We start from the raw sequence: 16157 nt of genomic DNA, 5'->3' as shown, positions 1-16157 counted from the left end.
TGATGAGCCTACCGATGATCACCAAGCAGCCACTGTAGTGGTCAACCGTTCATGTGCGGTGCGCAGTTGGCAAACTTACCCCGTCGGACACCCGACTCTGCTAGACCCCTCGGCCGACGGGCCGATAACAGTCGGCCGAAAATCGACGGCCGCGGAGCGGAGGCGGGAGCGGAAGAAGCCGGAGGCGGCTGCACGCCGCCGCCCTCCACGGGATTCGGCCGTGACCGGAATCCGTCCGGAATCCGACGTGGGGGCGCGGGCGAGGGGCGGACACGTCCTCGGGCGCACTCCGTCCGCCGCCCGGGCGCCGCCTCCGCCGCTCTCCCCCGGTCCCGTGTTCGCGTTCGCGTCCGTTCCGCATCAGAGCTTCGCCAGCCGTCCCCGCGCCGCCTTCAGCGAGCGCCCGCGGCGCGGTTCCCCCCGCCAGGGGTCCTCCCGCTCCAGGCGCTCGTCGACGTCGGCGAGCGTCCAGCGCCGCGGCGTCAGGTCGGCGTCGTCCAGTTCGCTCCAGCTCAGCGGCATGGCGACCGGGGCGCCGGGCCGGGCGCGGACCGCGTAGGGGGTGACGGAGGTCTGGCCGTAGCCGTTGCGCTGGACGTCGAGGTAGAGCCGCCCCTCGCGGGCCTCCTTGCGCGCCGCGGTGGTGAGCAGGTCCGGGTGGCGCGCGGCGAGCAGCTCGGCCACGTCGCGGGCGAAGGCACGGACCTCGTCGAACGGGGCCTGCCGGTCGAGCGGCACCAGGACGTGCAGCCCGCGGGAGCCGGTGGTCATCAGGGTCGCGGGCAGTCCGAGCGCGTCGAGCACCTCGCGCACCAGCCCGGCGGCCCGCCGGACCGGCTCGAAGTCCTCGCCGGGCGGATCGAGGTCGAAGACCAGCCGGTCGGGGTGGTCGGGCCGGTCGGCCTTGGACAGCCAGCGGTGCGGGGTGATGCACGCCTGGTCGACCAGGTAGAGCAGGGTGGCCAGGTCGTCGCAGACCGGGTAGGTGACGGTGCCGCCCTCCTTGGGCAGCTCCCGGCGGTGGATCCAGTCCGGGAAGTGGCCGGGGGTGTCCTTCTGCATGAAACGGCCCCCGCCGACGCCTTCCGGATGCCGCTCCAGCATCAGCGGACGTCCGCGCAGGTGCGGGAGGATCCGCGGGCCGACCCGGCGGTAGTACGCGGCGAGGTCGGCCTTGGTGATGCCGTCGTCGGGGAAGAGCTCCTTGCCCGCGCGTTTGATCGCGACGGTCCGGCCGCTCACGTGGATGTCGGTGGTGGTCATGGCGTGCCTCGCTCACGGATGACGTCCTGGTTCATGCCCCCTCCCCCTCCCCCGCGACCTGCCCGAGCGTCCGTCCGCTGCGCGCCGAGCGCGCGCGCCTCGGGTCGGGCGTGCCGCCGTGGGCGCGGTGCCCGCGGCGGACCAGCAGCCACGCCTCCCGGTCGCCGCCCGATCCGTCGCGGAAGCGGGTGAGCGCCCAGTCGCCGCGCAGCTTGCGGCCGGCCAGCCGGAACGAGGCGTGGCCGGCGCGGAGCGCCTCGGCGAACGGGATCTCGTGGCCCCGCTCGTCGGTGCTGAGGTTGTGGTGGCTGCCCTCGTCCCAGATGATCACGGTGCCGGCCCCGTACGCGCCCCGGGCGATGGTCCCCTCGAAGTCGCGGTACTCCAGCGGGTGGTCCTCGGTGGGCATCGCCAGGCGCTTGTCGTGGGGATCGCCGGACGGGCCCTTGGGGACCGACCAGGACCTGAGCACCCCGTCGACCTCCAGGCGGAAGTCGAAGTGCAGGGTGCTCGCGTCGTGGATCTGGACGACGAACACGGGCTCGCCGGCCGGGCCCGCGCCGTCCCCGCCGCGGGGCTCGCGGGTCCTGCCGAAGTCCCGTCTGCGCCGGTACTCGGCCAGGGTGTCCGGTGCGGCCACGGTCGTACCCCCTCTCCCGCATCCGCGCGTACCCCGCGGTTCGGAGCCGACACGTCCCGTGTGCCCCCGGGGATACGGGGCAGCCGCCGGGGCACAGGCCGAGGAAGGCGAGGTGGCCCGCGATGGGCGTCGAGGCGGTCACGGCCCGGCTGCTGTCCGAGCACGGCCGGACGTACGCACAGGAGGCCGGCATCACGCTGCGCGACAAGCCCGGGGCGCTCTACCAGCTCCTGGTGCTCACGGTGCTCTGCTCGGTCCGGATCAGCGCCCGCATCGCGACGGACGCCGCCCGGGAGCTGTTCCGTGCCGGGCTCCGCACGCCCCGGGCGATGGCCGACTCCACCTGGCAGGACCGGGTGGACGCCCTGGGCCGGGCCCACTACGTGCGGTACGACGAGAGCACCGCCACGGCCCTCGGCGACGGGGCGCGGCTGGTCCTCGAACGCTGGCACGGCGACCTGCGCCGGATGCGGGAGGAGGCCGGCGACGATCCGGACGCCCTGCGCGGGCTGCTGCGGGAGGTCCCGCGGATCGGGCCGGTCGGCGCGGGCATCTTCTGCCGGGAGGTCCAGGAGGTCTGGCCGTGGCTGCGCCCCTTCTTCGACGAGCGGGCGTGCGAGGCGGCGAAGCGGCTCGGCCTGCCGCACACGCCGCGCGGGCTGGGGCGGCGGGTGCCTCCGGAGGACCACGCCAGGTTCGCGGCCGCGCTCGTGCGGGTCGGCCTGTCGAAGGACGCGGCGAAGGAGCTGCCGGACGCGTGAGGCGCGTCGCCTCGCCCCCGGTCCCCCGGCGCGCCCCGCGGCCGGGTGGTCTCACGCGGTGCGCGGTCCGTCCCCGTGGTCGGGGACCGGCAGACGCGCTCCGCCCTGGAGAGCGGACTGGTGGGCGATGATGCCGGGCAGGGTGTAGCGGGCGGCCGTCCACGCGTGCAGCGGCGGAGGCGTCCGGGTCGTGACCGCGACGGCGAAGTCGTCGGCGAGGAAGTGGTGGCTGCCCTCGTGCCCGTTCGGCGCGTGCGCGAACTCGCGCGGGAGCCGGGAGCGGTCGTGGACGGGGGCGGTGCCCGAGGCGAAGGCGCCGCGCAGTTCCGGCGCGACGTGGGAGAGCGCCGGGTCGTCCGGTGCGAGGGTGGGCGCGGGACGCAACTGCGCGGTGACGTCGTGCTCGCCCTTCTTGTCCTGCCACAGGCTGACCGAGCCGAGTTGCTCGAAGACCCCCTCCGTACCGAAGTAGCGGAAGCGCGACTCCTTGCCGATGTATCCGACCCTGCGGAACTCGTTCGTGCGGAAGCTGCCGCCGCCGGCGACTTCGAACAGGGCGGTCGCGTTGGAGAAGTCGTTGTCGAACCGGCTGATCTCCCGGTCGAACACGCCGTCGCCGCGCTCGTCGGGGACGCCGATCGCCGAGACGCTCACGGCGTGGGTCTGCCAGGCGCCGAGGACTCCGCCGATCGAGTGGGTGGGGTAGAGCAGCGGCGGGTAGCTGGCGGTGGACTTCCAGTTCTCGCCGCCGCTGTACTTGTACGCGTCGTAGAAGCCCCAGTCCATGTCGTGGACGTAGTCGCCCTCCGCGTAGAAGATCCGGCCGAACGCTCCCGAGGCGATCCGCTCGCGCGCGTAGACGGTCGCCGGGTGGTAGTGGCTCGTCTCGCCCATCATGTAGATCCGGCCGGTCTCCTCGACCGCCGTGATGATGTCCGCGACCTCGGCCTCGGTCACGGCCATCGGGACCGCGCTGTAGACGTCCTTGCCCGCGCGCAGTGCCCGCACGGCGAGCGGGCCGTGCGTCCAGCGCTGGGTGAAGAGGGCGATCGCGTCGAGTTCGGAGGCGAGCATGTCCTCGAACGAGGGGAGCGTGCCGGCCAGGTCGTACGCGCTGACCAGCTGCTCGGCGCGCTCCGGGAGGAGGTCGGTGGCCTTGATGTCACCGACCTGCGGGTGCAGACGCCAGAGTTTGGCGAACGAACCGGCGAACTGGCCGGCGCCGACGATGCCGAGTGAGAACACGCGAGGTCTCCATCAGGAAGGCGGAAGTCAGGAAGGCGGGAAGGCGGAAGGGGGGAAGGCGGAAGCGGGGCCGAGGTCCGCCGGTCGCCGGGCGCCGTGCGCAGCGGCGCCGCTCCACGACGATAGGATCCGAGCTCCCGCGATGTCTGCACCGTTTCGAAGCGAGAACTTCTTGGATCCTCAGGGTGCCCTGGTCGACGAACCGTCGTCCCTGCGAGGCTGGTCGGGCCGCCCGACGCTGATGTCGACGGCGCACCGGCACGACGACCTGGAGATCAACTTCGTGGCGGGCGGCGGGTCGATGCTCTACCTCTACGGGGGCGAGCTCCTGGAGGTCGCGGCAGGCGGACTGGCCGTGTTCTGGGCCGCGATCCCGCACCAGTTGGTGGCGAGCGGGGCGACGCGCGTCCACTGGCTGCATGTGCCCTTCGACCGTTTCCTGGCCTGGGGACTGCCGCAGTCGCTCGTCGCCCGGGTGCTCTCGGGCGCGCCGATGGTCACTCCGGCGGACCGTGCCGACGGCAGCGACCCGTTGAAGTTCACCCAGTGGGCCGCGGATCTGGCCGCCGGCGACGCCGAACTGCACCGCATCGCGATGCTGGAGATACAGGCGCGCGTCCGGCGCCTGGCGCTGGCCACGGCCGGCGATCCGGTCCACCGGTACGCCGGTGACGATCCCGCCCTGCGCCAGGCGGTGGCCATGGCCCGGTACATCGCGCGGCACTTCCGCGAGCCGATCACGGTCGCGGACGTCGCCGCGGCGGCGAACGTCCACCCGACCTACGCCATGACCCGGTTCCGCGAGGTCGTGCGCACCACGATCGGGGAGTACGTGAAGCTGTACCGGCTCGCCGAAGCGCGCCGGCTGCTGGTGACCACCGACCTTCCGGCCGGCCAGGTGGCCGCGGCGGCCGGCTTCGGCTCGGTCAGCCGCTTCTACCGGGTCTTCACCGACGCCTGCGGTACCACCCCGGCACGGTTCCGGCACGGCCGCGGACTCTGAAGCGCCCGGTGCCCGCCGGAGTCCTCCCGGGATCCGGACCCGGGAGGGTTCGGATCCCGGGAGCGGCCGTCATCCGGCGGTCAGCGCGGTCCACTTCTGGTTGGAGCCGCCGTGGCAGTCCCACAGCTGGAGCTGCGTGCCGTCGGCGGTGGAGGAGCCCGGCACGTCGAGGCAGCGGCCGGAGGCGGGGTTGCGGTATCCGCCGTCGTAGGGCTGCCACACCTGGTTGGCGCCGCCGTGGCAGGCCCAGAGCTGCGCCTTGGTCCCGTTGGCGGTGCCCCGGCCGGCGGCGTCGAGGCACTTGCCCAGGGAGCGCAGGGTGCCGTCGGTGTAGGCGGACCAGAGCTGGTTGGCGCCGCCGCCGCAGCTCCATGTCTGGACGGCGGTCCCGTCGGCCGTGCCGGCGCCGTTGACGTCCAGGCACTTGCCGGCGATGCCGGACTGTACGCGTGCGGGTGCGGGGGCGGGGTTCCGCAGCCACCCGGCGCTGTCCGCGGCCTGGACGCCGCGGCGGAAGGCGTCGGCCATCTTCCGGTAGCCCGCGTCGTTGGGATGCAGGGGGTCGGCCAGGTCGGCGGTGGTCAGAGCGCTCATGTCGACGTACCCGACGTGTTTGCCCGCGGCCTGCGCCTCGCTCACCATCCGGGGGATGGCCTGGTTGTACGCGCCCCGGTGCTGCTCCTCGGAGCTGCTGGTGGACACGACCAGGGAGGCGACGAGGACCGTGGCGTCGGGGACGTCGGCGGTGACCTGGTCGACCAGCGACCTCAGTCGGGCGATGGCGGTGTCGGCCTCAAAGGCCCCTTGCAGGTCGTTGGTCCCGATGTGCAGCGTCACGACGTTGGGCCGGTAGCGGGTCAGCGCGGCGTCGGCGAGTGCGGCGATCTGGTCGATGCGGTATCCGGAGTGGCCCTCGTTGTCGGGGTCGGTCATCGAACCGGCCCGCCCCGTGCCCACGAAGTCCAGCGGGTGGCCGTCCGCCGCGAGGCCGTCCCACAGCGGCGCCCGGTAGCCGTTGCCCGTGCTGCTGCCCACGCCCCAGGTGATCGAGTCGCCCAGCGGCATGACCCGCAGGGGCGTGGTGGAGGCGGCGGGGGCGGCAGCGGCGGGGGCCGCTCCTGCCGCGGTCACCGCGAGCGCGGTCGCGACGAGCGCGACCACGGGGCGGATCCAGGACCTTCTCATCGGGTTCCCTTTCTCAAGGTGGCGCGTCACGGGAGCGTGGTCCACTTCTGGTTGCTCTGGCCGTTGCAGGTCCACAGCACGACGGGGGTCCCGTTGGCGGTGCCGGCCCCGTTCGCGTCGAGGCACAGACCGGCGTGGACGTTGCGCAGCGACCCGTCCGCCCCGGGGGTCCACTTCTGGTTGTCCTGGCCGTTGCAGGGCCAGACGACGACCGGTGTGCCGTTGGTGGTGCCCCGTCCCGAGGCGTCGAGGCACTTGTCGCCGTAGACGCGGATCTCGCCTCCGGCCCACGTGGTCCAGAGCTGGTTGGCGGCGGTGTGGCAGTCCCAGATCAGCGTCTGCGTCCCGGCCGCGGTGGAGGCGCGGTCCACGTCGAGGCAGCGGCCCGATCCGGTACCGCGCAGGCGGGCCGTGGTGGCGGCCAGCGGGCTTCCCCCGGTCACCCTGAACACGGCGGCACCGTGCGCGGGGACGCTCGCCGAGATCTGGCCGGAGGTGCTCGACGTGCCGCCGGTCCACAGGTCGGTCAGCCCGAACGACTGGCCGGCGAGGCCGACTTGCGCGGCCGTGGTGGTGATGGTCGCGGTGCTCCCTCCCCTGTTGATCAGGCCCACGGCGACGGAGCCGTCGGCCAGGGGCTTGGCGAACACCTCGGTGCCGCCGTCGTCGCGCACCCTGCGTCCGCCCGCGCCCAGCGGATCCTGGTTCACCGCCACCAGCCGCGGGTTGCGCAGGATGCCGCTCACGTCGGCGGACATGGTGCGGATGTCGTTGCCGGCCATGAGCGGGGCGCCGAGCAGCGCCCAGAGGGCGAAGTGGGTGCGGGACTCGGTCAGGGACAGGCCGGGGCGGCCGACGACCAGCATGTCGGGGTCGTTCCAGTGTCCCGGGCCGGACTGCGCGGCCAGGGGCGCGGTGATGTCCAGGACGTTGCCGACGCCCATGGGGTAGCTGTTGGTGTTGTCGTTCTGCCAGATGTCGAGCAGGTCCTCGGTCGTCCGCCACAGGTCGGCGACCCGGCCCCAGTCGTAGGTGGCTCCGGTGGGGGCGTGGAAGCTGTTCGGGTTGATGCTGTAGACGATCGGGCGGCCGGTGGCGCGCAGGGCGTCGCGCATGATCGAGAACCGTTCGACCTGTTCACCGAGGGTGCCGCTGCCGGAGCACCAGTCGTACTTGAGGTAGTCCACGCCCCAGGAGGCGAAGGCGGCGGCGTCCTGGGCCTCGTGGCCCTTGCTGCCGGTGGAGCCGGGGTAGGTGCCCACGCCCTGGGCGCACGTGCGCTCGCCCGGCGCCTGGTAGATGCCGAACTTCAGGCCCTTGCCGTGGATGTAGTCCCCGAGCGCCTTCATGCCGCTCGGGAACTTGACCGGGTCCGCCCGCAGCCCGCCCGACGCGTCGCGCTGGGGGTCGAACCAGCAGTCGTCGACGACGACGTACCGGTAGCCGGCGTCCTTCATGCCCGAGGACACCATCGCGTCGGCGGCCTCGCGGACCTGCGCCTCGGTGATCCCGCATCCGAAGCTGTTCCAGCTGTTCCAGCCCATCGGCGGGGTGAGCGCGGGGCTTCCCGGCGCGGCCTCGGCGGGCGTGGGGGCGAAGGCGGCGGCGCAGGCGGTGAGCGTCAGCGCTGCGGCCGCGAGGAGACGCAGTAATCGTCTGTGCGGGGCGACCATGGGGGGTTCCTTCCGTGCGGGGGTCGGGGTGCGGGTGAGCGGCCGCGCGCGGATCAGCGCTGCAGGGTGAGCAGGCCGGGCCGGTACGGCAGTTGGACGTAGGGGGTGCCCGACGGCGTGTGGGGGTCCAGGCCCTGGTAGAGGAACCGGAGGTTGCAGGGGTCGATGGTCATGGTCTGGTCGGGGTTGTCGCGGACCAGGTCGCCGTGGCTGATGTCGTTGGTCCAGGTGGCACCGCTGTTCGCCCTGCCGGCGAAGGGGTTCGACTCGGTGGCCGCCTGCGGCGTCCACGGACCGTCCAGACCGGAGGCCGTGAACGAACGGAAGAAGCGCTGCTCGCTGGCCCCCCGGGCCTCGACGATCATGAGGTACTGGTTCTGGCCCTGGACCTTGTAGACCTCCGGCGCCTCGAAGAGGTTCTTCACCGTGTCGGTCATGACGGTCGTGTACGACGAGCCGAAGCTGGCGGGGAAGTTCCCGATCGGCATGGTCGACTTGTAGATCTTGCCGTTGTCACCGGCGAAGAACAGGTACATGTTCCGGCTGTCGGCGATCACGGTCGGGTCGATCGCGCTGCCGTCGGAGAGGCTGCCGGTGAACAGCGGCTGCGGAGCCGACCAGCCGTTGGGGTTGGTGGGGTCGCCGGAGGTGCGGTAGACGAAGGGCCATGCGGTGCCCCAGCCGTTGGAGGTCAGCACCCAGATGTTCTTGGGCGCGAAGTAGAACAGCTTGGGAGCCACCGCGCCCTGGCTCATGCCGGTCTGGGTGGCGGTGGCCATGTCCGACCAGTCGGTGAAGGGGGCGAAGCCCATCGAGTGCCAGTTGCCGTCGGAGTACGTCGCGTAGACCAGGCGCTTGCCGTTGTACGTCGTGGTGGTGAAGTCCTTCAGCGAGGCCCAGCCGTTGGCCGGCTGCGCCAGCGGGCCGGTCGAGCTCCACCGGTACGTCGACGGGAGGGCACACGCGTCGGACGAGCCGAGGCCGGTCCACTTCTGGTTGCTGCTGCCCGCGCAGTTCCACAGCTGCACCGCCGTGCCGTTGGCCGTACCGGCGCCCGACACGTCCAGGCACAGACCGGACTCCACGGCGACGACCGTGCCGTCGGCGTCGATGCGCCACTGCTGGTTCGTACCGCCGTTGCAGCTCCAGATCACCGGCCGGGTCCCGGCCGTGGTGGCGTGGCCGGGAACGTCCAGGCACCTGTCGCCGTACACGGTCAGCTGCTTGTCGTCCGTCAGCGTCCAGCGCTGGTTGGTCCCGCCGTGACAGTCCCAGACCTGCGGATTCGTACCCTCGGTCCGGGTGCCGCCCGGGACGTCGAGACACCGGCCGGAACCGACGCCGCGTAAGGCGCCGCTGGTCGCCGCCTGGGCCGGGCCGGCGGCGAGCATCGCCGCCAGCGAGACCAGGACCGCGACCACGGCGGCGAGCGCCGCGGCGGGATGTCCGCGGCGGCGGAAAGGGAGTCTGCGCATGAGGGACCTCTCGTTCGTCGAGGTGCTGGGGACGGACTTGTTCGAAATCACGAACACCGTGCGATACTTCGAGCAGAAGATAGATTTGGGCTGAGGCCCCGTCAACGCTTCCGACGAATCCCGTCCCGGGCGCACGTCGCGCCACTCGGATGACGAAAGAACCCGGACCGTCACACACGTTGACGTGCATGCGGGGCGCCCTTTACGTTCGGCGCCTGCCCTGTCCGGGAATTCAACTCACGTTCGATATATCGGCCATTCGAGCCCCACGAGAGGAACTGCTGCCGAAAGGGCGGGAATTGTCACCGCCTCGGAGAATCAGACGAAGCCGTCCCGCCGGACTTCTCGGACCGGTACGCGGTCGGTGGCCGGCCCGGTCGGACCCGGGGCGCATCCCGGTCCCGGCACGCCCGAGCCGTCGGGAATCCGGGAGAGCCGCACCACACCGCGGCTCGGCGCGCGACGGCCGCGTGCTCCCTGCGGGGTCCCCCGTCCCCTGCCCCGCAGCACGCGGCCGCCCTGCGGCTGTGTCAGCGCTCGCCCGCGAGGTCGAGATCCTCGCTGCGCGGCTCGGCGGCCACCTCGGCGGGCCGTGGGCGACGCCACGGCCGCGCGATCGGGTGCGACACCGCCCGCCACCACGGCTCCACCGGCAGCCGCCCCGCGGGCTCGAACGGCTCGCCGGGGCGGGGGAACGCAGCCGCCTGGCCGGCCTCCTCCGCCGCGTCCTTCGTCCACTCCCCCGGCTCCGCCCACGGGTGCGGCGCGAGGTTGAAGGTGCCCCAGTGGATCGGCAGCAGGACGCCGTGCGGGGTGCCGCCCTGGAGGTCGAGGTGGGCCCGCACGCCTTCGGCGGGGGTCATGTGGATGTCCGGCCAGTACTCGGAGTAGGCGCCGATCTGGATCATGGTCGCGTCGAACGGGCCGTGGGCCGCGCCGATCTCCTTGAAGCCGGAGAAGTAGCCGGTGTCACCGCTGTGGTAGATCCGGTGCTCCGGGCCCTCGACGGCCCAGGAGGCCCACAGGGTGTGCTGCTGGTTGCGCAGGCCGCGCCCGCAGAAGTGGCGGGCGGGGGTGGCCGTGAGCCGGATGTCGCCGATCTCGGTGGACTCGTTCCAGTCGAGCTCGCGCAGCCGGGAGGCGGACACGCCCCAGCGCTCCAGGTGGGCGCCGACGCCCAGCGGCACCGCGAACAGGGTGTCGGTGCCGGCCAGCGCCTTGATCGTGGGCAGGTCCAGGTGGTCGTAGTGGTCGTGGGAGATCACCACGACGTCGACCGGTCCGTGCGCGGCCTGCGGCACGGGCACCGGGTGCAGCCGCTTGGGCCCGGCGAAGGCGAAGGGCGAGCAGCGGTCGCCCCAGACCGGGTCGAAGAGCACCCGGCTGCCGTCGATCTCGGCGAGGACGCTGGAGTGCCCCATCCAGGTGAGCCGGAGACCGGTGGCCGGCGGGCGGGCCAGGTCGGCGACGGTGGTCGGGTGGACGGGGATCGTGCCGTTGGGGGCCCGGCGCGCCCGCGCCTCCTTCTCGAAGTAGATCTTCGCGAACTCGACGGTCGAGCCGGACGGGCGGTGCCGGGCCTGCTCCGGGTTCCGGAACACGCCGTCCGCGAAGTTCGGCGAGCGGCGGATGCGCTCCAGCCGCTCCCCCGTCGGGTCGGCGCCGAAGGCCGCGGGGCGGAGCGCGCGCAGCCGCGCCCGCAGCGATGGGTCGGGGCCAGTGCCGGTCACAGGACCTCCTGAAGTCGAGGATCTCTTCATTATGGGCGGCCCGGGGCCCGCGGCGCCCGGACGATCCCCCATACTGAACCGTCATTCAGTAGGACCGGGAGCACCGAGGAGCACGCCGATGGGCACGACCCCGCTGTTGAGCGTCGGATGGACCGACCACGTGACGGGCCGCCGCGGCCACCTGGTCGTGGACCGGCTGGTGCGCGGGGTGGCCAGCGGCGGCCTGCGGATGCGGGAGGGGTGCACGGCCGAGGAGGTCGCCGGCCTGGCCCGCGGGATGACCATGAAGGAGGCCCTGCACTACGACCCGGCGGCCCGCTACGTCCCGCTCGGCGGCGCCAAGGGCGGCATCGACTGCGATCCGCGCTCGCCCGAGGCGTACGGGGTGCTCGTCCGCTATCTGCGCGCGATGCGTCCGTACATCGAGCGCTTCTGGACCACCGGCGAGGACCTGGGCCTCACCCAGGACCTGGTGGACCGGGCGGCGGCCGAGGCGGGGCTCGTCTCCTCGATCCAGGCGGTGTACCCGCTGCTCGACGACGAGGCGGCGGCCCGCGCGCGGCTCGCCGACGCGTTCGCCCTCCAGGTGGACGGCATCGGTCTGGACGAGCTGGTCGGCGGCTGCGGGGTGGCCGAGGCGGCGCTGGCGGCGCTCGACCGCGCGGGCACGCCGTACGCCGGGGCGCGGGTCTCCGTCCAGGGCTTCGGGACCATGGGCGGGGCCACCGCGCGCTTCCTGGCCCGGGCGGGGCTGCGGGTGGTCGCCGTCGCCGACGTGAAGGGCACGATCGTGAACCCGGACGGCCTCGACGTGGAGGCGCTGCTCGCGGCCCGCGACGCGCACGGCGCGGTGGACCGGACGGTGCTGCGGCCCGGCGACCGGGAGGAGGCCGGGGACGCCTGGCTGGCCGTGGACGCCGAGGTGCTGGTCCCGGCGGCCGTCTCGTACGCCGTGGACACCCACAACCAGGACCGGATCCGGGCCCGGCTGGTCGTCGAGGCGGCGAACATGCCGGTCCTCCCGGAGGCGGAGCGGCTGCTCGCGGAGCGCGGGGTCACCGTGCTGCCGGACGTGGTCGTCAATTCGGGGACGAACGCGTGGTGGTGGTGGACGCTGTTCGGTGACATCGAGGCGGACGCGGAGGCCGCCTTCGCCCGGGTGCGGCGGGCCATGCGGGAGCTCGTCGGCGGGATGCTCGACCGCGCCGAGGCGGACGGCACCACACCGCGCGCGGCGGCGCACGCGCTGGTGGAGGAGCGGCTGCCGGTGATCGCCGAACGGTACGGCTGGTACTGACGGGACGGGGTGCGGAGATGGCGCGCGTGCGGTTGAGCGTGCCGGAGCGGCGCGAGGCGCTGCTCCGGGCGGCCGTCGGCCGGATCGAGGCCAAGGGGGTCGCCGCGGTCCGGATCGCCGACGTGGCGGCGGAGCTCGGCGTGAGCAACGCCCTGGTCCTCTACCACTTCGCGTCCAAGGAACAGCTGGTCGCGGCGGCCTTCGCGTACGCGGCCGAGGAGGACCTGGCGCGGCTGCGCGACATCCTCGGCCGGCGGACCACGGCGGTGCGCCGGCTGCGGGCGGCGGTCCGCTGGTACGCGCCGACCGGCCAGGCCAAGGGCTGGCGGCTGTGGATCGAGGGATGGGCGGCCGCGCTGCGCGAGCCGGCCCTGCGCGAGGTCGCCGGCTCGCTCGACCGGGAGTGGAAACAGGCCCTCGCGGCGGTGATCTCCGAGGGGGCGGCGGCCGGCGAGTTCTCCTGCGAGGACCCGGCCGGGGCGGCCTGGCGGCTCACCGCGTTCCTGGACGGACTCGCGGTCCAGACGACCGCGTACGCCGGCCCCCTGCCCCGCACCACGATGCTGGAATGGGCGGACGGAGCCCTCGCCCGCGAGCTCGGGCTGCCGTCCCTCGACGAGCCGGACCCGACGCCGGACGACGGGTCCGCCGGGGCTCAGATCAGCTCGTAGACCGCGGTGACCGTCACGTGCTCCTCGATCTCGCCGGGGGCGAGGGGGACGCTCTCGCCGCCGTCGGCGGCGGCGCTCGGGACGACGCCGGGGCTCGGGCGGACGCTCTCGCCCTCGGTCAGCGACACCAGCCGGCCGAGCCGGCGGCCGCTCAGCTCGGCGTGCTGGGCGGCCTTGTCGCGGGCGTCGCGGAAGGCGGCCTCCCGGGCCTGGGCGCGCAGCGCCGTCGGGTCGGAGACGTCGAAGGTGACGCCGTTGACGCGGCCCGCGTTCCCGGTGGCGTCGCCCGCGGCACCGACGACCTGCCCGGCCTTGTCGACGTCGCGCACCTTCACCGAGAAGCTCTGCCCGGCCTGATATCCCGTCACCTTGCTCTCGCCCTCGCGGGACTGGGTGTAGACCGGCGAGAGCGACAGGCTCTCGGTGCGGATGTCCCGGTCGGCGACGCCCTCCCGGCGGAGGGCTTCGAGCAGCGCCTTGGCCGCGGTGCTCTGGGCGGCCATCGCCTCCTTGGCGGTCTTGCGGGTCGCCTCGACGCCGATCGAGAGCACGGCCACGTCGGGCGCGGCGGACGCCCGGCCGGTCCCGCTGACCGTGACGGTGGTGGGCGCGGCGGTCTCCACCGCCGGACGGCCCGAGGTGGGCGCGGCGGCGACGGCCGGGGCCGCGGCGCCGAGCAGCAGCCCGCCGAGCGCGGCGCCGACGGCGAGGGCGCGCACGGTACGGGCGGGGGTGCGGGTGGGGGTGCGGAGGGGGTGACGGGGCGTCATGGGCGGTCCCTTCGGGGATGGTTGTCGGCGCACATCCCACCAGCCCCCGCCCGCACCGGCGCAGCGCCACTCCTGACGGCCCGGCCGCCTTCACCTCACCGGACGCGGACGGGGGCGCCGGCACGGGAAGAGGGGGCCGAGGACCGGACGGTCCTCGACCCCCTCTTCCCGCACGCCCGCGGAGGCGTGCGCGCCTGCGACCGCCTACAGCGGCATGAGGTCGGGGCGCTTGGCCTCGACGTGGTCGCCGGAGCTCTCGCCGCGCAGCCGGCGCCCGATCCAGGGGACCAGGTACTCCTTCGCCCAGTGGATGTCGTCCTTGCGGACCTCCAGGGTGCCGCGGGGCGGCAGCGGCGGCCAGGCCTGGTCAGGGTCGGCCGGCACCGGCAGACCGAGGACCTGGGCGGCGCGCAGCGCGACCCGGGTGTGCCCCTCGGGCGACAGGTGGAGCCGGTCGTCGTCCCAGGCGCGCCGGTCCTGGACGGACTTCAGCGACCACAGGTCGAGCACCGGGCAGTCGTAGCGGTCGGCGATGGCCCGCACGTGCGCCGTGTAGGTCGCGATCTTCCCGCGCAGGTGCTTCAGGACGGGCACGTCACGCGTGTCGAAGCCGGTCGTCACCATCACGGTGCCCACGGCGGAGGTCAGGTCGGCGACGGCGCGCTCGAAGCGCTCGGCCACGTCGTCGGGGTCGGTTCCGGGGCGGATGATGTCGTTGCCCCCCGCGCAGAAGGTCACCAGGTCGGGGGCGAGTTCCTTCGCCCGCGGGACCTGCTCCGCGACGATTTGGTCCAGAAGGCGCCCCCGCACCGCCAGGTTGGCGTAGCGGAAGGCGTCGTTCTCCGGCAGCTGGTCGGCCAGGAGGACCGCGAACCGGTCCGCCCATCCGACGTACGTCCCGTCGGGCCCGGGATCTCCCACGCCCTCGGTGAAGCTGTCACCGATCGCCGCGTACGACCCGAATGCGTTCTTGTCTGTTGATCTCGAATCGTCTGCCACGGGAGCACATCTTTCCCTTACGTATGTGACCTACGCGACCGTAAGGAGGGGTTGACGGCGGGTGATATATGCCACCGATAAAGATTCCCCCAAGCCGGAATACGCCCGGAGGCCCGGCACCTGGGTGCCGGGCCTCCGGGAGCGACGCGGGGTGTGTCAGATGCCGACGCCGTGCTGGCGCAGGACGGCCAGCGGGTCGATGTCGGAGCCGTACTCCGGCCCGGTGCGCATCTCGAAGTGCAGGTGCGGGCCGGTGGAGTTGCCGGTCGAGCCGGACAGGCCGATCTGCTCGCCACCGGTCACGGTCTGGCCGGCGGAGACGGAGATCGAGGACAGGTGGCCGTACTGCGAGAAGGTGCCGTCGGCGTGCTGGATGACGATCTGGTTGCCGTAGGCGCCGCCCCAGCCGGCCGAGTAGACGGTGCCGGGTCCGACCGCGCGGACGGTGGTGCCGGAGGAGGCGATGAAGTCGACGCCGGTGTGGTAGCCGGAGGACCACATCGAGCCGGAGGCGCGGTACGGGGTGGAGATGCCGCCGCCGGCGACGGGGGCGACCCAGCCGGAGGAGGAGGTGGTGCCGGACGCCGAGGAAGAGGACGACGAGGAGGAAGAGGAGGACGCCGCGGAGGAGGAGGCCGGGGCGGCGGCCGAGGAGCGCTCGCTGCTGCGGGAGGCGCGCGCCCCGTCGCCGCTGCCGCTCTGGGAGTGGCGCTCGGGGGCGGTGGCCTTCGGCGCGTGGGCCTTGGCGGTGTTCTTGGCGCCCAGGGTGAGCTTCATGCCGGGGAGGATCAGCGAGGGGTCCTCGCCGACGACCTGGCGGTTGTCCTTGTAGAGCTTCTGCCAGCCGCCGGCCAGGTGGTGCTCGGCGGCGATCTTCGACAGGTAGTCGCCGCGGACGACGGTGTACGCCTTCGGGGTGGCGGCGGCGGCCGGGGCCTTCGCCGGGGTCGCGGCGGCGACGGCCTGCGGGGCCGTCACGGCGGGGGCGGCCTGCTCGGCGGCCTGCGCGCCGGTCGCGCCGATGAGCGGCAGGGCGACGACGGCGCCACCGGTGCCGGCGGCGACGAACCCGCGGGTGATCGGGTTGACCTTGGGACGGCGGTGCTTACCCTTCGCGGGCATGGCGCATTCCTCTCCGTCGCCTGCGAGGTGAGCTGTCGGGTTCGGACTGGAGATGTCCGGCCGCGCGGTCGCGCGACTTCACCCCTAGCCGTCCTTCTCGGAGGGATCGGCGTACTACCTGGGTCCCCCGCTCCTGCCTCGTACGGGTGAGTGCGGATTCCGGTCGGCGGCAGGATTAGGCGGTCCGTCCGGAGTGAGCGCGACGCTAGACGAGGCGGGCAGGCGCGAACAAGCCACTGTTTTCACCGCACCGGCGTCCACATGATTTCCGGCCGGAATTACGGTCACCCTCCGTGGATGACGGTCCCTCGATTCCCCTTTCC

General features: G+C 73.3%; 14 protein-coding genes and 1 riboswitch. Of the genes, 4 read left to right on the top strand and 10 right to left on the bottom strand.

The features are described 5' to 3' along the window. Positions 1 to 360: 360 nt before the first annotated feature. Positions 361 to 1263, bottom strand: a complete 903-nt coding sequence (gene ligD / locus ACH414_RS21240) for a non-homologous end-joining DNA ligase (RefSeq protein ID WP_386561317.1) — start codon at positions 1261 to 1263, stop codon at positions 361 to 363. A gap of 31 nt (positions 1264 to 1294) precedes the next feature. Continuing rightward, positions 1295 to 1903, bottom strand: a complete 609-nt coding sequence (locus ACH414_RS21235) for a DNA polymerase ligase N-terminal domain-containing protein (RefSeq protein ID WP_398942888.1) — start codon at positions 1901 to 1903, stop codon at positions 1295 to 1297. Between the two features lie 122 nt (positions 1904 to 2025). On the opposite strand from ACH414_RS21235, the gene ACH414_RS21230 reads away from it, so the two are divergent. Further along, positions 2026 to 2664: an endonuclease gene (locus ACH414_RS21230; RefSeq protein ID WP_386561313.1), complete on the top strand. Its 639-nt coding sequence runs from the start codon at positions 2026 to 2028 to the stop codon at positions 2662 to 2664. Positions 2665 to 2715: 51 nt separating this feature from the next. On the opposite strand, the gene ACH414_RS21225 is transcribed toward ACH414_RS21230, so the two are convergent. Then, entirely contained in the window at positions 2716 to 3909 is a 1194-nt protein-coding gene (locus ACH414_RS21225) for a Gfo/Idh/MocA family protein (protein ID WP_382536554.1), read from the bottom strand. Between the two features lie 172 nt (positions 3910 to 4081). Here ACH414_RS21225 and ACH414_RS21220 point away from each other — a divergent pair, with 172 nt between their 5' ends. Beyond that, positions 4082 to 4912 carry a helix-turn-helix domain-containing protein gene (locus ACH414_RS21220; RefSeq protein WP_391767923.1) on the top strand — a complete coding sequence of 277 codons (831 nt, stop codon included), beginning with the start codon at positions 4082 to 4084 and terminating at the stop codon, positions 4910 to 4912. 69 nt (positions 4913 to 4981) lie between these two features. Here ACH414_RS21220 and ACH414_RS21215 read toward each other — a convergent pair whose 3' ends face one another. From ACH414_RS21215 to ACH414_RS21200, 4 genes are all read right to left on the bottom strand, one after another. Further along, positions 4982 to 6097 (bottom strand): ricin-type beta-trefoil lectin domain protein, encoded by a 1116-nt coding sequence (locus ACH414_RS21215; RefSeq protein WP_398942884.1) that lies wholly within the window; start codon positions 6095 to 6097, stop codon positions 4982 to 4984. Positions 6098 to 6123: 26 nt separating this feature from the next. Next, on the bottom strand, positions 6124 to 7770 hold the full coding sequence (locus ACH414_RS21210; protein ID WP_398942883.1) for a glycoside hydrolase family 27 protein: 1647 nt from the start codon (positions 7768 to 7770) through the stop codon (positions 6124 to 6126). Between the two features lie 53 nt (positions 7771 to 7823). Next, on the bottom strand, positions 7824 to 9245 hold the full coding sequence (locus ACH414_RS21205) for a non-reducing end alpha-L-arabinofuranosidase family hydrolase (protein WP_398942882.1): 1422 nt from the start codon (positions 9243 to 9245) through the stop codon (positions 7824 to 7826). Between the two features lie 530 nt (positions 9246 to 9775). Further along, on the bottom strand, positions 9776 to 11005 hold the full coding sequence (locus ACH414_RS21200) for an MBL fold metallo-hydrolase (protein ID WP_383162190.1): 1230 nt from the start codon (positions 11003 to 11005) through the stop codon (positions 9776 to 9778). Between the two features lie 88 nt (positions 11006 to 11093). Here ACH414_RS21200 and ACH414_RS21195 point away from each other — a divergent pair, with 88 nt between their 5' ends. Next, positions 11094 to 12272, top strand: coding sequence for a Glu/Leu/Phe/Val dehydrogenase dimerization domain-containing protein (locus ACH414_RS21195; protein WP_386561304.1), 1179 nt, complete (start codon positions 11094 to 11096; stop codon positions 12270 to 12272). 17 nt (positions 12273 to 12289) lie between these two features. Then, positions 12290 to 12943, top strand: coding sequence for a TetR/AcrR family transcriptional regulator (locus tag ACH414_RS21190; protein WP_386561302.1), 654 nt, complete (start codon positions 12290 to 12292; stop codon positions 12941 to 12943). Here ACH414_RS21190 and ACH414_RS21185 read toward each other — a convergent pair. From ACH414_RS21185 to ACH414_RS21175, 3 genes are all read right to left on the bottom strand, one after another. Then, positions 12928 to 13713: an SIMPL domain-containing protein gene (locus ACH414_RS21185; RefSeq protein ID WP_386561301.1), complete on the bottom strand. Its 786-nt coding sequence runs from the start codon at positions 13711 to 13713 to the stop codon at positions 12928 to 12930. The two genes, ACH414_RS21190 and ACH414_RS21185, sit on opposite strands and share 16 nt — an antisense overlap. Before the next feature lie 204 nt (positions 13714 to 13917). Further along, the gene (locus ACH414_RS21180) at positions 13918 to 14712 is read right to left on the bottom strand and encodes an SGNH/GDSL hydrolase family protein (RefSeq protein ID WP_382536580.1); all 795 of its coding nucleotides are present in this window, start codon (positions 14710 to 14712) and stop codon (positions 13918 to 13920) included. A 156-nt stretch (positions 14713 to 14868) separates the two neighbouring features. Next, on the bottom strand, positions 14869 to 15834 hold the full coding sequence (locus ACH414_RS21175; protein WP_398942879.1) for a peptidoglycan DD-metalloendopeptidase family protein: 966 nt from the start codon (positions 15832 to 15834) through the stop codon (positions 14869 to 14871). A 4-nt stretch (positions 15835 to 15838) separates the two neighbouring features. Then, positions 15839 to 15993, bottom strand: a riboswitch (cyclic di-AMP (ydaO/yuaA leader). Positions 15994 to 16157 lie beyond the last annotated feature (164 nt).

The organism is Streptomyces sp. NPDC020422 (assembly GCF_044386705.1).
Classification (GTDB): Bacteria; Actinomycetota; Actinomycetes; order Streptomycetales; family Streptomycetaceae; genus Streptomyces.
The sequence above is the reverse complement of the archived record's forward strand: the minus strand, read 5'-3'. Positions and strand labels throughout refer to the sequence as shown.

Excerpts from the sequence above, each read along its gene's own strand:
- ligD (WP_386561317.1), bottom strand. The coding sequence starts at position 1,263 with ATGACCACCACCGACATCCACGTGAGCGGCCGGACCGTCGCGATCAAA.
- ACH414_RS21230 (WP_386561313.1), top strand. The coding sequence starts at position 2,026 with ATGGGCGTCGAGGCGGTCACGGCCCGGCTGCTGTCCGAGCACGGCCGG.
- ACH414_RS21215 (WP_398942884.1), bottom strand. The coding sequence starts at position 6,097 with ATGAGAAGGTCCTGGATCCGCCCCGTGGTCGCGCTCGTCGCGACCGCG.
- ACH414_RS21210 (WP_398942883.1), bottom strand. The coding sequence starts at position 7,770 with ATGGTCGCCCCGCACAGACGATTACTGCGTCTCCTCGCGGCCGCAGCG.
- ACH414_RS21205 (WP_398942882.1), bottom strand. The coding sequence starts at position 9,245 with ATGCGCAGACTCCCTTTCCGCCGCCGCGGACATCCCGCCGCGGCGCTC.
- ACH414_RS21200 (WP_383162190.1), bottom strand. The coding sequence starts at position 11,005 with ATGAAGAGATCCTCGACTTCAGGAGGTCCTGTGACCGGCACTGGCCCC.
- ACH414_RS21195 (WP_386561304.1), top strand. The coding sequence starts at position 11,094 with ATGGGCACGACCCCGCTGTTGAGCGTCGGATGGACCGACCACGTGACG.
- ACH414_RS21190 (WP_386561302.1), top strand. The coding sequence starts at position 12,290 with ATGGCGCGCGTGCGGTTGAGCGTGCCGGAGCGGCGCGAGGCGCTGCTC.
- ACH414_RS21185 (WP_386561301.1), bottom strand. The coding sequence starts at position 13,713 with ATGACGCCCCGTCACCCCCTCCGCACCCCCACCCGCACCCCCGCCCGT.
- ACH414_RS21175 (WP_398942879.1), bottom strand. The coding sequence starts at position 15,834 with ATGCCCGCGAAGGGTAAGCACCGCCGTCCCAAGGTCAACCCGATCACC.